The following is a 14,506-nucleotide window of genomic DNA, read 5'->3' on the forward strand; positions in this document are numbered from 1 at the left end:
GATCGGGTGACCCGAGGTGGTTAATGGACTAGTTGGTTAATTAACGGCTAGCATGCGAAGGGCGAACACGTGGAGGTAGCGCATGAAGGCCGTAGTACTGGCCGAGCCCGAGGTGATGCGGCTGGTCGACCTGCCCGAACCCGAGGCCGGCCCCGGCGAGGTTCTCGTCCGGATGCGGGGGCTCGGCCTGTGCGGGTCGGACCTCGGCGTCTACCGCGGTGCCCGGCAGGTGCCGCGGCGCCCGTGGCTGATGGGTCACGAGGGCGTCGGCGAGATCGTGGCGGTCGGCCCGGACGTGCGGGACCGCGTGGTGGGCCAGCAGGTCGCCATCGAGCCGAACTACTGCTGCGGCCGGTGCGCGGCGTGTACCAGCGGTTTCACCTCCGCCTGCACCCGGCGCGTGATCGTCGGCATGAACCATCCGGGGCTGCTGGCCGAGTACGTGACCGTTCCGGCCGAGTTCGCGTGGCCGGCCGCCGAGACGGTGGCCCTGGAGGACCTCGTCTGCACCGAGGCGCTGACCGTGGCGCGCTCGGCGATCCGCCGGGCAGGCGTCGTGCCCGGTCAACGCGCACTCGTGGTGGGCGCCGGCTCACAGGGACTGCTGCTGTGCCTCGCGCTGCGGGCACTGGGCGCGGCGGTCGCCGTCCAGGAACCCCACGAGGGCCGCGCGGAGCTGGCCCACGCATTCGGCGCCGAGACCGGTGACACGAGCGAGTTCGACCTCGTCTTCGAGACCTCCGGAGTCCCGCGGGCCCTGCGCGCCGGCCTGGCGCGCCTGCGTCCCGGCGGCACCGCCGTGCTCGTCGGCATCGACCCGCGCCCGCTCGCGCTGGCCGGCGCGGACCTGGTCTACCGCCAGCACACGCTCAAGGGCTCCCTCATCTACGACCATCCGGTCGACTTCGAGACGACCGTGGCCGCGCTCGAGCGCGACGAGGTCCGTCCGGGCAAGGTGCTGCAGGCGCGTTTCCCCCTGGACGAGGCCGCGCAGGCGTTCGCCTCGGTGCAGTCCGTCGCCGGGAAGTCCTGGATCAGCTTCGACTGACCCCTGGATCCGGTGACTTCGCCGCGTCCGCCTCGATGGACCAGGCGGCCCGCAGCAGCTCGGGCACGTAGTCACGTTCGACCAGCCCGTGCCCGAGCCGGTCGGGGTGCACCGACGCGGTGACCGCGGCGACCACGCGATCACGGCGGTGCCGCACCGGCGCGGCGATCGCACGCAGGCCGCCGTCGCGATCGCGGTCCACCATCGCCCACCCGCGCTCGCGGACCTGCCCGATCTCGGCGGAGAGCGCCGCCGGTCCGGGGAGCGCTCCGAGCTGCCGGTCGAGCTCGTCGGCGGGCAGTGCGGCGAGCAACACGTGCCCAGCTGACGACAGGTGCGCGGGCCGGCGCGCGCCGACCGTCAAGGTCGGCGGCGCGTGCCGGTGCCCGGGCACGACGGTCAGGTACACCACGTCCCCGCCGTCGAGCACCGACAGCGACGCCGTCTCGTTCAGCTCGTGCGCCAGGTCGTGCAGGTGCGGATGCGCAATCTCGGGCAGAGCGAGCCCCGACAGGTACGCGTACCCCAGATCCAGCGTCCGCGGCGTGAGCCGGAACGCCTCTCCGTCGTGGCGCACGTACCCCAGGTCCGCCAGGGTCAGCAGCAACCCGCGCGCGGTGGCGCGATCCAGGCCCGTCCGGTGGGCCACCGCCGCCACGGTCAGGGCCGGCCGGTCCGGCCCGAAGCACCGCAGGACCGCGAACGCACGCCCGACGGCCTGCCCGGAATGCCGCCCGTGGCCAGGGTCTTCGTCAACCGGCGTACTCGTCATCGGATCCTCCGGCCGCCACCGATCTGCATGTTTCGTGTCCGCCGCGAGGCGGGTAGTTCACCGGTTGGATCCCCTGAACGGAAGGAGTGCAATCGTGGCGAACACACTCTCCGGTAAGCGAGTGGCCTTCGTCGTCGCGCCCGAGGGCACCGAGCAGGTCGAACTGACCGAGCCCTGGAAGGCGGTCCAGGACGCGGGCGGCCGGCCGGAGCTGGTGTCCACTTCGCCGGGCAGCATCCAGGCGTTCAACCACCTCGACAAGGGCGACACCTTCCCGGTGGACAAGGTCGTCAGCGACGTCTCACCGGACGACTTCGACGCACTGGTCCTGCCGGGCGGCGTGGCGAACCCGGACTTCCTCCGGACCGTGCCGGACGCGGTCGGCTTCGTTCGCGAGTTCTTCGCGCAGCAGAAGCCGGTCGCGGCGATCTGCCACGCCCCGTGGACCCTCATCGAAGCCGATGTGGTCCGCGGCCGCCGGCTCACCTCCTGGCCGAGTCTGCAGACCGACCTGCGCAACGCCGGCGCGGAGTGGGTGGACGAGGAGGTCGTCACCGACACCGGTCTGGTCACCAGCCGCAAGCCGGACGACCTGCCGGCCTTCTGCCGCAAGCTCGTGGAGGAGTTCGCCGAGGGCAAGCACCGCGCGCAGGCGCGGAGCGCCTGACCGAAATTTCCGGACGCCCGGTCGACTTGTCAGGACGGCAGGTCGATCGGGCGGCTTGTGACCCCCAGCCGGGCCGCGAGCGCGACGGCGTCCCCGGGCGCCTTCACCTTGATGTCGTTGTCGAAGTAGACGTAGACGTCCCGCATCCGCCCGCCGCCGGCGCGCCGCCACCGCCGGAGCTTGCCGGCCCAGCGGTCCAGCGCCTCGCCGGTGTATCCACTCGCGTAGAGCTCCTCGTCACCGTGCAGCCGGACGTAGACGAAATCCGCTGTCACCTCCTCGAAACTCGGCCAGGTGCCAGCCGAATCGGCCGCCACCAGGGCGATGTTGTGGTCCTGCAACAGCTTCCGGCACTCGTCCGAGTGGAAGCTCGGGTGCCTGGGCTCGAGCGCGTAGCGCAGCCGCCGGTTCTTCCCGGCTTCGGTATGGGCCTCTCCCTTCAGTTTGTCGTCGTGCCTCTTCGCCAGTTCCGCCGCGGCCCGGCTGTCGCGGGGCAGGCTCCGGAAGAACTTCTCGAAGCGCCCGGGCTCGAACGCGAAGTTCGCCGGTAGCTGCCAGAGGATCGGCCCGAGCTTGCCGCCCAGTGCCAGCACCCCCGAGGCGAAGAAGTTCGCCAGTGCGGTCTCGGTGTCGGTCAGCCGCTTCATGTGGGTGATGAAGCGACCGCCCTTCACGGCGAAGACGAAATCGTCGGGCGTCTGCTCCGCCCAGGCCCGGTACCGCTCCGGGCGCTGGAGCGAGTAGAACGAGCCGTTGATCTCCACGGAGTTCACCTGCCGCGAGATGTACTCCAGCTCGCGGCGCTGCGCCAGGCCCTTCGGGTAGAACGTGCCCCGCCACGGCGGGTACCGCCACCCCGAGGTGCCCACCCGGATCTCGGCGATGGTGACCTCCTCTTTCCGTCCGTCAGTCCCAGGCGAACCGCCAGTGCCTCCGGTGCACCAGGCCGTCGGCGTACTCCCGCAGGGTGCCCGGCTGCCCGGAGAAGCTGCGCACACTGAACGCGCGGTGCTCCGCGGCGAGGACGAGCGCGCGGCCCTGACTGCGGGGCGGTGCCGCGACCGAGAGCTCCAGCTCGTCGAACCCGAGCACGACCAGCACCGCTCCGAAGCGGTCCTCCCAGCTGCGCAGGACCGCCGACAGGGCGGACACCTCGTCCGTCGACTTGATCATCCCGGTCCAGCCGAGGGCGGCCGGGACGTCCGCGGGCCGTTCGACCGGCACGAGCCCCAGGCGGTAGGGCGCGCGCCGGGCGAGGATCGAGCCGGTGTTCCCGGCCTCGGCGAACGGATCCACCCGCAGCTGGGACTTCTTGGCCAGGCCGGGGAAGCGGGCACCGTACGGGCGCAGGCAGCCGGTGCCGTTCGGGCAGCAGAACGGATCCCACCACCGGGCGAGCGTCGCGCTCACGTCGACGTCGCCGACCCGGTGCACGGCCGGCGCGAGCCGGCCGCGGTCGGTGAGCCAGTCCTCGCCGTCGGCGGCGAAGCGCGGGTCGTGCGGGATCAGCACGGGCCACAGCGCCGAGCGGTCGAACTCGGCGATGCAGGCCCGGTACCGGCCCGGGTCGGCCAGCGGGCCGTCGGACACCCACATCGGGCCGACCCAGCGGCCGGGCGGCAGGCCGGTGCTGGTCAGGGCCCCGGAGACGAGGCTTTCCTCGGGTGTGGCGGCGGTGGTCACGAGACCTCCTCGGGATGGACTACGTCGATGAGGTCGAACAGTAGTTCGAGGGTACGACAGTTTCCGGGCCCGGGAATCAGTTTCCGCCACTTCACCCGATCGGTCGAACGGGTGTTCGAGAAACGTGGTAGCTTCGGTCATGAGCGGGTCGTGTCCCGCCGTCGAACTGGGGTTTCGCCCGCACCTGCGTGAGTACCGGACCGCACGTGCAGGGCGAGGGCGAGCAGCCAGACCCCCGTCAGCGCCAGCGCGAGCGGCAGCAGCACGAACAGGCGCTGCCCGGCCACCACCATCCCGACCGAAGCCAGGAGGCACAGGACCAATGACACCCCGCGCGCCCGCGGCCACCGGTACCCGGCGAGCACCGGAGCCGCCGCGAGCACCAGGCCGGCCAGACCGATCAGGGCCTTCGGTGCACCGCCGGACAACCAGAGCACCAGCCACACCGTGCTGGGCACCGCGGCCAGGACGAAGCCGGCCCACGACCACAGCCGGCACAGACGGTTCAGGCTTTCGGGTCCGGTGTGACGGGCACGAGGCGCCGACAGCCCCCACCGCGCAGTCGCCGTGGCCGCCACCACGAACGCCACGACGACGAAGACCACGCCCGCCCACACCACGGGCCCTGAGTTCCACGGTGCGGCGAAGGTTATGCCTGCCTGTAGCGGCTCTGCTCCGTGCGCTGCCGCGGCGGAGCCGGGCCGGGATCCGTCCTTGCGGAGCGGTCCGGAACCGTCTCGCGGCCGTACTACAGGTAGGCGTCCGCGTCGTGGATCGTGTACGCGTAACCCTGTTCGGCGAGGAACCGCTGCCGGTGCGCCGCGTATTCGGTGTCCAAGGTGTCCCGCGAGACCACCGAGTAGAAGTGCGCCTGCCTGCCGTCGGCCTTCGGCCGCAGCAGCCGGCCCAGGCGCTGGGCCTCCTCCTGCCGGGAGCCGAAGGTGCCCGACACCTGGATGGCGACCGTCGCCTCCGGCAGGTCGATCGAGAAGTTCGCGACCTTCGACACCACGAGCTTGTCGATCTCGCCGCGGCGGAACGCGTCGAACAGCGCCTCGCGCTCCTTGTTCCGCGTCGAACCCTGGATCACCGGCGCGTCCAGCTCGGCGCCCAGTTCCTCCAGCTGGTCCAGGTAGGCGCCGATCACCAGGGTCTGTTCGCCCGCGTGTTTGTCCAGAATGGACTTCACCACCGGCATCTTGGTCCGCGCGGTGGCGGCAAGCTTGTACTTGTCCTCGGATTCGGCCGTCGCGTACAGCAGGCGCTCGTTGTCGGTGAGCGTCACCCGCACCTCGATGCACTCGGCGGGCGCGATCCAGCCCTGCGCCTCGATGTCCCGCCACGGCGCGTCGTACCGCTTCGGCCCGATGAGCGAGAAGACGTCGCCTTCGCGGCCGTCCTCGCGCACCAGGGTCGCGGTCAGGCCGAGACGGCGGCGGGACTGCAGATCCGCGGTCATGCGGAAGACCGGCGCGGGCAACAGGTGCACCTCGTCGTAGACGATCAGGCCCCAGTCCCGCGAGTCGAACAGCTCCAGGTGCTTGTACTCGCCCTTGGACTTGCGCGTGATCACCTGGTAGGTCGCGATGGTGACCGGGCGGATCTCCTTCTTCTCACCGGAGTACTCGCCGATCTCGTCCTCGGTCAGGGACGTGCGCGCCACCAGCTCGCGCTTCCACTGGCGGCCGGCGACGGTGTTGGTCACCAGGATGAGGGTGGTCGCCTGTGCCCTGGCCATGGCGGCGGCGCCGACGAGGGTCTTGCCCGCCCCGCAGGGCAGCACGACCACGCCGGACCCGCCGGCCCAGAACGCCTCGGCGGCCTGCCGCTGGTAGTCGCGCAGTCCCCAGCCCGTCTCGGCCAGGTGCATCGGGTGCGCCTCGCCGTCGACGTAGCCGGCCAGGTCCTCGGCCGGCCAGCCCACCTTGAGCAGCGCCTGCTTGAGCCGGCCCCGCTCCGACGGGTGCACCGCCACCGTGTCGTCGTCGATGCGGTTGCCCAGCATCGGGCTGATCTTCTTGTTGCGCAGCACCTCTTCGAGCACGGCCCGGTCGGTCGTGGTCATCACCAGGCCGTGCGCGGGGTTGTTGGTGATCTGCAGCCGGCCGAACCGCGCCATCGTGTCGACGATGTCGATCAGCAACGGCTGTGGCACCGGGAAGCGCGAGTACGTGGTCAGGGCGTCCACCACCTGCTCGGCGTCGTGGCCGGCGGCGCGGGCGTTCCACAACGCGAGCGGGGTGATGCGGTAGGTGTGCACGTGCTCGGGGGCCCGTTCCAGTTCGGCGAACGGGGCGATCGCGATCCGGGCGTCGTCGGCCATGGGGTGGTCGACCTCGAGCAGCACGGTCTTGTCGGATTGGACGATCAACGGGCCATCGGTCACGTATTCCTTTATACGGCGTTGCCGGCGGCCGGGCCGTGCTGGTCGTGGGCCGGGGCGCCGAACCAGCGGGTCAGGGCGGCGTCGAGAGGGCCGCCGTCCGGCGTCCAGCACCGCGTACCGTCCGGCCGGATCAGCAGGGCGGCCTCGGTCAGGTGGTGGTCCGGTTTGGCCTGGACCCGGTCGACGCGGCCGGACCAGCCCGGCGGCAGTGGGTGGTCGCCGGTGAGGTCGAGCAGGAGACCACGTCCGGTCCTCAGCAGCGTCGACAGGCGGGTGGCACCGTCAGCGGTGAGCAGGTCGGCGTCGGGCACCCGGTCCGGACTATCCAAACCGGACATCATGCCGGCCAGGTAGTGGTTGGTGTCGGGCAGGCGCAGGAGGTCGACGAAGATGTCGCGCAGCGCGAGGACGTCTTCGCTCGGCTTCGGCGCGGCGAGCACGCGCTGGGCCGAGGTGTGGTGCAGCACGCGGGCGGCCGCCGGATGCCGTTCGTCCTGATAGGTGTCGAGCAGATCGTCCGGGGCCCAGCCGTGCACGGTGGCGGCCAGCTTCCAGCCGAGGTTGACGGCGTCCTGCACGCCGAGGTTCAGTCCCTGACCGCCGAGTGGCGGGTGGATGTGGGCCGCGTCTCCCGCGAACAGGATCCGGCCGTGCCGGTACTGCTCGAGTTGCCGGGTCGCATCGCTCCACCGGGACGCGGTGAGGATGTCTGCCAGCCGGGTGTCCTCGCCGTAGACCGCGGTGAGGGCGTCGACGACCTCGCTCTCCTGGACCGGGCCGGTGCCCTGCGACTGGTCTTCGCGGCCGAACGTCAGCCGGTAGCGGTCGCCGCCGACGGGCACGAGCATCGACCAGTAGCCGTTCGCGTGCCGGGTCAGCTCGCTGATGTGTCCCGCTCGTTCGGGCACGAGCGCGGACACCGCGGCGAGCCGGATCTCGGCCAGCACGGCCTGGAAGGTGCCGGGCCGGCCGGGGAAGGGCAGGCCGAGCAGCTTGCGGACGGTGCTGTGCGCGCCATCGCAGGCCACCAGGTACCGGGCACGCAGGCTCCGGTCGGCGGTGGTGACGGTGACGCCGTCGCCGTCCTGCCGGACGCCGGTGACCGGTCGTCCCCGTCGCAGGTCGGCGCCGCGGCCGAGGGCGGCGTGCTCCAGGACCTCCTCCACGAGGTCCTGCCGGACGGACAGTGGCGAGGGGTGCCGGGTCGGCCAGGACGAGTAGTCGAGCGGCACCGGCAGCGTCGCGAAGTGGCCGCCGACCGGCGCGCGGTCGTGGGCCCTCGCCTGCAGGGCGTCGAGCAGGCCGCGCTGCTCGAACAGCTCCGCGGTGCGGGGCTGGATGGTGCCGCCCTTGGTCTGCTCGACGCGTTCGGTCAGCAGTTCCACGATCACGGTCCGGACGCCGGCGAGAGCGAGTTCGTGGGCGAGGGCCAGGCCGGTCGGGCCCGCTCCCGCGATGACGACATCGGCGTCCACATGTCCTCCCAGAGATAAAAGTATACTCAGTGCAGAATACGACCGAGTGAAAGGAGTTGCTAGTGTGCCCCCTGTGACGGAGCCCACCGGACTACGTGAACGCAAGAAGCAGCGCACGCGCGCGGCGATCTCCGATGCGGCGATCGAGCTGTTCCTCGCCCACGGGTTCGACCAGGTGTCCGTCGCGCAGGTGGCGGAGGCGGCCGAGGTCTCCCGGCGCACGTTGTTCGCGTACTTCCCGACGAAGGAATCGCTGGTCGTCCACCGCTTCGCCGACCACGAGACGGAAAGCGCACGGGTGGTGCGCGCCCGGCCGGACGGCCGGACCCCGCTGGAAGCACTCCGGGAGCACTTCCTCGACGGACTCGACCGGCGCGACCCCATCACGGGCCTGAACGACGAGCCCGGCGTCCGCGCGTTGTACGAGCTGATCTTCGCCACGCCGGCGCTGGTGGCCCGCATGCTCGAGTTCAACCAGACCGCCGAGGCGGCGCTGACCGAAGCCCTGACGGAGACCGCCGGGGTGGAGGTGGGCGAGGCACGCGTGGCCGCGGCCGCGATCGTCGCGGTGCTCTGGACGCTCGCGCGGGAGAACCTCGCGGCCGTCGTGGCCGGGCGGCCCGCGGACGAGGTGTTCCCCGAGGCCGAGGCTGCCGCGCAGGAGGCGTTTCGGTTGCTGGACGGCGGCTTCGGCAGCCTCGGCGGCCGTAGCGGCGTGGCGAACGCCACAGAGCGGGAACGTCACGGGTAGTGCCGGACGTCGTGCGGAGCGAAAGAGTTCGATGAGCGGGTGGAACCTCCGCACCGGGGCCAATACGATCGCCCGACGGACCGCGCGACGAGTAGCGCGGGCGGGGCGCATGTGTCCGGGGTCGCTACCCTCTCCGGGGTTGGCGATCCAGCCGGTGCCGATCCGAACCCGGTAAGACGGCAAGAGAAGGAAGTCAGGTGGCCCGGCGGCACAAGCGTCCCGAGAGCGGTGAGGCGCTGGACCGGCGGCCGGACACCCGCCCAGGCAGCCGGTGGCGGCTGCGGAACTGGCGGCTGCGCACCAAACTGATCGTCGTCCTGCTCATCCCGCTGCTGACGGTGCTGGTGCTGACCGCCCTGCACGCGCGCGGGGACCTGCAGCACGCGGAGCAGCTGGCGGAACTCGCCGCCCACAGCCGCGTCGACGCGGGCGTCAACGCCGTGGTGAACGAGCTGCAACGCGAGCGGGACCTCACGGTGCGCTTCGTCGCCGGGCAGCGCCGGAACGGGCTCAGCGAGCTGCGGGACCAACGCGCCCGGGTGGATCAGGCCGCGGGCGCGTTCGGCCGGGAACTGTCGGCGCAGCGTTCCCGCTTGTCCCCGCCCAGCGCCGAGGACCTCAGCGAGGCCCAGTCACGGCTCGCGGCACTGCCCGGGCTGCGTTATTCCGGCGAGTTCACGAATTCGTCTGCCGATTCAATCCTGACGTCCTACAGCGACCTCATCTCCGGCGTGCTCAACCTGTCCGACCAGGCGGTGGCGGAGATCGCGGACCCGGACCTCACCAGGCTGCGGCTGGCGGCCAACGCGCTGGCCCGGGTCAAGGACCAGATGTCGGTCAAGCGCGCCGTCCTGGACCAGGCGTTCGCCGAGGGCACCGTCTCCCCGGACCGGTTGCGGAGACTCCTCGGTGCCGATGCCCAGCTCGTCGCCGCGCAGAACGACTACCGCACGTTCGCCACCGCGGCCGAGCAGCGGTCCTACGCGCAGACCGTGTCCGGCCCGGCCGTGCAGACCGCGACCGCGTTGTTCGAACTCGCCGTGACCAGGAGCGAGAACGGGCAGAACCTGGCGGGGCTCGACTCCCGCCAGTGGGAGCAGGCGATCACCGGCACGATCGACCTGACCTACCAGGCGCAGCAGGCGTTGCAGGTGCAGACCCAGCAGCGGTGCGACGCGCTGGCTGCGGACGCCCGCCGCTCCGCGACCGTGAACGCCGCGGTGGTGTTCGGTGCTCTGCTGCTGTGCGGCGTGCTCGCCGTGGTCATCGGCCGTTCGCTGCTGCGACCGCTGCGGATCCTGCGCAACACCGCGTTCGACGTCGCCGAGCACCGCCTGCCCGCCGCCGTGGACGAGATCCTCGCCGATCCGCACCCCGACTTCATGGCCGCGCACCGCGGTGTCGCGCCCGTGCCGGTGTTCACCCGCGAGGAGGTCGGCCAGGTCGCGCGCGCGTTCGACGCGGTGCACGGGCAGGCGGTGCGGCTGGCCGGTGAACAGGCGCTCCTGCGCGAGAACATCAACGCGATGTTCGTCAACCTCTCCAAGCGCACCCAGGACCTCGTCGAACGCCAGCTGTCGGTGCTGGATCGGATGGAGGCCGACGAGCAGGACCCGGAAACCCTGGGTGGTCTGTTCGAACTCGACCACCTGGCGACGCGGATGCGGCGCAACAGCGAGAACCTGCTCGTGTTGTCCGGGCACGACTTCGGCGACGCGCAGGCCGAACCGGTCGCCGCCGAGGAGATCATCGGTGCGGCGTTGTCGGAGGTCGAGCACTACCAGCGGATCGAGCTCACCGCGACGCCGGAGATCGCGATCCGCGGCGAGGCGTGCAACGACCTGGTGCACGTCGTCTCCGAGCTGCTCGAGAACGCGACGTTGTACTCGCCGCCCGACAAGACGGTGACCGTGGTCAGCTCACTCGCCGAGGACGGCGCGTGGCACGTGCACATCACCGACCAGGGCGCCGGGATGCCCCAGCCGGAGATCGACCGCGCGAACAAGCGGCTGGCCGACCCGCCCGACGTGGACGTCGAGGTGTCGCGGCGGATGGGCCTGTTCGTGGTGGCCACCCTGGCCAAGCGCCACGACATCCAGGTGCGGTTGCGGCCCGCGGACGGCGCCGGACTGGTGGCCACGGTCGTCGTCCCGGCTGCGCTGGTGATCGAGCACGTTCCGCCGGTCCCGGAGCCGCTGCCCGCCCCGGCCACCCCGGAACCCCCGGAACCGCCGCCGGCGCCGGTCGCGCTGCCGTCCCTCGCGCCGATCGCCCTGCCGGAGCCGGAACCCGTGCCGCCGCCGGCTCCGGAACCGGAGCCGGACGACACGGTCGCGATCCCGGTGGTGCGGGACGAGCACCAGCGCGTGCCCGCGGAGCGGGACGTCGACTGGCCGACCGCCGACAAGGACGTGTTCCCGCCCGAGGAAGAGGAACCGACCGAGCGGATGCCGGCCTACCAGGCGGTGTTGTCCCGGTGGTTCACGACCGGGGAGCACTGGCCGGTCAGCCGGCGGGACCCGGCGAACCAGGGGGAACGGCCGGAGTGGCCGGCGGAGCCGGAATGGCCGTCGTCGGACGGGGACGCGGCCGTGGACGGCAACCCGCCGAGCTTCCCCCAGCAGCTGCGGCGCCGGCCGGATTCGTTCGACCCGCCTACGCTTTCACTCGATCCGGACGAGGTCCGGCATCGGATGTCGCGGCTGCAGAACGGCTTCGCCCGCGCCCGCGACGCGCGGGCGGCGGAGAGCTGACCGAACCCGGTCCGGCCAGCCGTTGCCGGGCGTCGATCGCGCGGGCCAGGCGGGACAACGCGTAGTTGATCGCGAAGTACAGCAGGGCGATCACCAGGTAGGTCTGGATCAGCAGCCGGTTGTACCCGGCGAGGACCTTGCCGCTCTCCAGCAGCTCGGCGTAGCTGACCACGATGCCGAGCGAGGTGTCCTTGACGACGCCCGCGGTCTGGCTGATCAGCGCGGGTACCACCCGGCGGATGGCCTGCGGGAAGATCACGTACCGCATCGCCTGGTGGGGCCGCATCCCCAGCGCGGCGGCGGCCTCGCCCTGGCCGGACTCCAGCGAACGGAAGCCGCTGCGGAAGATCTCGGCGAACTGCGCCGAGCGGGACACGGCGATCGGCAGGACGAGCTTCCACAGCAGCGGAAGGTCCAGGCCGTAGCGGGGTAGCGCGAACATCGCGAAGTAGATGAGCAGGAGCAGCGGAACGACCCGGATGGCCTCGACGTACACCCGCGCCGGTGCGCGGAGCGCGAGGTGCCGGGACACCCGGGCGAAGGCGAGCACGAGCCCGGCGAGCATGGCCAGCGCGACGGCCAGCACGGCCGCGAGAGCCGTTCCACCGAGGCCGCCGAGCAGGTAGCGCCACATCGGCCAGGAGCCGTAGGGCGCCCAGCGTGCGGCCGCGAGCTCCCCGTTGATCGCGAACTGCCGCACGGCCAGCGCGACCAGCACCAGCCCGGCGAGGACGGCAACCACGGTGACGGTGCGGATCCGCCGCCGGGCCCGCGGGCCGGGACTGTCGAAGAGCGGGGATGTCATGACGGGCCTGCCTGGGTGAGCACGAGTGACCGGGCCCGCAGGTGTGGGCGGGACCCGTTCCGACGGGCATGTCGTGACCGGCCGCCGGGCAAGCGGTTGACGGCGGCGTGCCGGACCGCGGAGTGACTTGCGGGCGGTGGTGGCAGCGCTTGCCGCAGGGCACGCCGGCTGACCCGGTCGTACGCTTCCACGACGGGGCGTGAGCCGGCCGGGGTCATCGGGGGATCGCCAGCTTTCGTTCCGTCAGTGCGGTTCCCGCGGAGATCATCAGCGCCAGCACGGCGTAACAGACCCCAGCCCCGATGTAGACCGGCAGCGGTTCCGCCAGGACGAGGTTGATCCGGTTCGCCGCCTCGGTCAGTTCGACCACCCCCACCGCGGCGGCGAGGGCGGTGTTCATCAACAGCTGGATGGTGACGTTGCCGAGCGGCTGCACGATCGCGCGCAGCGCCTGCGGCAGGACCACCGCCGCCAGTGACTGTCCGAAACCGAGCCCGAGCGCGCGGGCCGCCTCGGTCTGTCCCGCTCCCACCGCGTTCACGCCTGCCCGCAGCGTTTCGGCGTAGTACGAAGCCATGTACAGAGCCGTCGCTGCAGCCGCCGTCGTGAACAGGCCGAAACTGATTCCCACCGCCGGCAGCCCGAACACGAACAGCACCAGCCACACCGCGAGCGGAATGTTCTGGAACAGCTCCACATAAGCGGTGCCGAACGCGCGCAGCGGGCGGACCGGGCAGATTCGGAACGCGGTGATCACCACCGCGACCGTCACCGCACCGGCGAAGCTGAACACGGTCAGCAGGACCGTGTTCAGCGCACCCTCGGCGAACGTCCCGAGGTGATCGCCCCACCCGTTCACGATCCGGGAACGGAACCCGTCTTGGGCGGGGCAGGCACGTCACCGGGGATGACCGTCCCGAGCGTCTGCCGGTACGCCTCCTGCCACAGCCCGGCGGCCTGGATCTTCTCCAGCCAGGCGTTGACGAACTGCTTGAACGTGTCGTCGCCGTGGTGGATGCCGATGCCGTACGGGTCCTGCCCGAACGTGCCGGTGTTGATCTGCACCTTGTCGTTGGTTTGTGCGTTGCCGGCCAGCTGCGTCAGATCGTTGACGTACACGTCGCCGCGGCCCTGCTCCAGTGCGGTCACGCACTCGGCGTTGGTGCCCAGCGTGACCATTTCGGCGGGCTGGTACTGCTGGGCCAGCGTCATCCCGGTCGAGTTCGTCACGGCCAGCACCCGCTTGCCCTTCAGGTCCTGCGGTTTGGTGACGGCCGAGTCGCCCTTGCGCGCCATGATCGCCGGCCCGGACATGAAGTACGGTCCGGCGAAGGACACCTTCTCGGCTCGCGCCGGCGTGATCGAGTAGGTGTGCAGGACCACGTCGACGGTGTTGTTCTGCAGCAACGCCTCGCGGATCTGCGACGTCGAATTGACGATCTTCACGTTCGGCCTGCCCAGGATGTACTTCGCGAGCAGCCTGCCGAGGATCGCGTCGAACCCCTCGGTCTGACCGGTCGTCGGGTTCTGCTGGGACAGCAGCGGCGTGTCCAGCTGGCTGCCGATGAGGATCTGCCCGCGTTGTTTGATCGCCTGCGCGGTCGGGCTGGTCGCGAGATCGGCGTCGGACGCGACTGGGGCCCGGTCGAGGAGGTTCTGCTCCTGACCGCCGCCTCCCGCGGGCGGTACCGCGCCGCCACTGGAGCTGCAGGCGGTGGCCGCGCTCAGCGCTATCGCGGTGAGCAGGGCGGCGAGGCGCCGTGGTCGTGCTGGTGCCGTCATGGTGTGCGAAGTCCCTCCTGGATGTGGAGCCGGTCGCCGCTATCTACTCTTAGTAATGCAACTACCACCCGATTGGGTGGAAGTAGTTCACGACCTACGGCGCAGGATTGTGCAGGTCCAACGGCTGCGTCAAGTCCTCGTGAGGTGAACTCGGTCCTGGGCGGGACATTCACCCAGGCGGTGTCACAACGCTGTCCCGCTTTCCGGACGGCGAGGTTGACACCGGGCAGCTCCCTTCCGCGGGGCGCCGGCAGGGTGACTCTCGTCTCTCACCCAGTGGGGCTGTTGGTGATATTTCATCCACCTCCGCGGCGGCAAACTTCGTGGTGAGAGCTTTTTGCCCGCTTCCTTTTCGTCTCCGCAGCCGATAGCCTCTACCCCCGA

Annotated in this window: 13 protein-coding genes; 4 read left to right on the plus strand and 9 right to left on the minus strand. The window is 71.1% G+C overall.

What is annotated here, in order from left to right; genetic code table 11:
• Positions 1 to 82 precede the first annotated feature (82 nt).
• A complete protein-coding gene (locus FHX46_RS04035) occupies positions 83 to 1,048 on the plus strand; it encodes a zinc-dependent alcohol dehydrogenase (RefSeq protein ID WP_167110737.1) in 966 nt (321 codons plus the stop codon).
• Here FHX46_RS04035 and FHX46_RS04040 read toward each other — a convergent pair.
• Positions 1,035 to 1,820, minus strand: coding sequence for an IclR family transcriptional regulator domain-containing protein (locus FHX46_RS04040; RefSeq protein ID WP_167110739.1), 786 nt, complete (start codon positions 1,818 to 1,820; stop codon positions 1,035 to 1,037). The two genes, FHX46_RS04035 and FHX46_RS04040, sit on opposite strands and share 14 nt — an antisense overlap.
• Before the next feature lie 94 nt (positions 1,821 to 1,914).
• Between FHX46_RS04040 and FHX46_RS04045 the strand changes: the two genes are divergently transcribed.
• Positions 1,915 to 2,487 (plus strand): type 1 glutamine amidotransferase domain-containing protein, encoded by a 573-nt coding sequence (locus FHX46_RS04045; protein ID WP_313886016.1) that lies wholly within the window; start codon positions 1,915 to 1,917, stop codon positions 2,485 to 2,487.
• A 29-nt stretch (positions 2,488 to 2,516) separates the two neighbouring features.
• Here the strand turns inward: FHX46_RS04045 and FHX46_RS04050 are convergent, their stop codons facing one another.
• The 5 genes from FHX46_RS04050 to FHX46_RS04070 form a co-directional block, all read right to left on the minus strand.
• Positions 2,517 to 3,356 (minus strand): DUF72 domain-containing protein, encoded by an 840-nt coding sequence (locus FHX46_RS04050; protein WP_167110741.1) that lies wholly within the window; start codon positions 3,354 to 3,356, stop codon positions 2,517 to 2,519.
• Between the two features lie 37 nt (positions 3,357 to 3,393).
• On the minus strand, positions 3,394 to 4,170 hold the full coding sequence (locus FHX46_RS04055) for a DUF4253 domain-containing protein (protein WP_313886017.1): 777 nt from the start codon (positions 4,168 to 4,170) through the stop codon (positions 3,394 to 3,396).
• 137 nt (positions 4,171 to 4,307) lie between these two features.
• Positions 4,308 to 4,775 (minus strand): hypothetical protein, encoded by a 468-nt coding sequence (locus FHX46_RS04060; protein WP_167110743.1) that lies wholly within the window; start codon positions 4,773 to 4,775, stop codon positions 4,308 to 4,310.
• Between the two features lie 143 nt (positions 4,776 to 4,918).
• Positions 4,919 to 6,556, minus strand: coding sequence for a DNA repair helicase XPB (locus FHX46_RS04065; protein ID WP_167110745.1), 1,638 nt, complete (start codon positions 6,554 to 6,556; stop codon positions 4,919 to 4,921).
• 8 nt (positions 6,557 to 6,564) lie between these two features.
• Complete coding sequence (locus FHX46_RS04070) at positions 6,565 to 8,031, minus strand: FAD-dependent monooxygenase (protein WP_167110747.1); 1,467 nt, start codon at positions 8,029 to 8,031, stop codon at positions 6,565 to 6,567.
• A gap of 73 nt (positions 8,032 to 8,104) precedes the next feature.
• Here FHX46_RS04070 and FHX46_RS04075 point away from each other — a divergent pair, with 73 nt between their 5' ends.
• Positions 8,105 to 8,782, plus strand: a complete 678-nt coding sequence (locus tag FHX46_RS04075) for a TetR family transcriptional regulator (RefSeq protein WP_313886018.1) — start codon at positions 8,105 to 8,107, stop codon at positions 8,780 to 8,782.
• A 197-nt stretch (positions 8,783 to 8,979) separates the two neighbouring features.
• Entirely contained in the window at positions 8,980 to 11,535 is a 2,556-nt protein-coding gene (locus tag FHX46_RS04080; RefSeq protein ID WP_167110750.1) for a sensor histidine kinase, read from the plus strand.
• On the opposite strand, the gene FHX46_RS04085 is transcribed toward FHX46_RS04080, so the two are convergent.
• From FHX46_RS04085 to FHX46_RS04095, 3 genes are all read right to left on the minus strand, one after another.
• The gene (locus tag FHX46_RS04085; protein WP_167110752.1) at positions 11,438 to 12,340 is read right to left on the minus strand and encodes an amino acid ABC transporter permease; all 903 of its coding nucleotides are present in this window, start codon (positions 12,338 to 12,340) and stop codon (positions 11,438 to 11,440) included. The genes FHX46_RS04080 and FHX46_RS04085 overlap by 98 nt on opposite strands.
• 214 nt (positions 12,341 to 12,554) lie before the next feature.
• On the minus strand, positions 12,555 to 13,199 hold the full coding sequence (locus FHX46_RS04090; protein ID WP_167110754.1) for an amino acid ABC transporter permease: 645 nt from the start codon (positions 13,197 to 13,199) through the stop codon (positions 12,555 to 12,557).
• Positions 13,196 to 14,122 (minus strand): glutamate ABC transporter substrate-binding protein, encoded by a 927-nt coding sequence (locus tag FHX46_RS04095; RefSeq protein ID WP_167110756.1) that lies wholly within the window; start codon positions 14,120 to 14,122, stop codon positions 13,196 to 13,198. The genes FHX46_RS04090 and FHX46_RS04095 overlap by 4 nt, the downstream gene beginning before the upstream one ends.
• Positions 14,123 to 14,506: the final 384 nt, after the last annotated feature.

Origin of the sequence: Amycolatopsis viridis (assembly GCF_011758765.1) — a bacterium.
Taxonomy (GTDB): Bacteria; Actinomycetota; Actinomycetes; order Mycobacteriales; family Pseudonocardiaceae; genus Amycolatopsis_E; species Amycolatopsis_E viridis.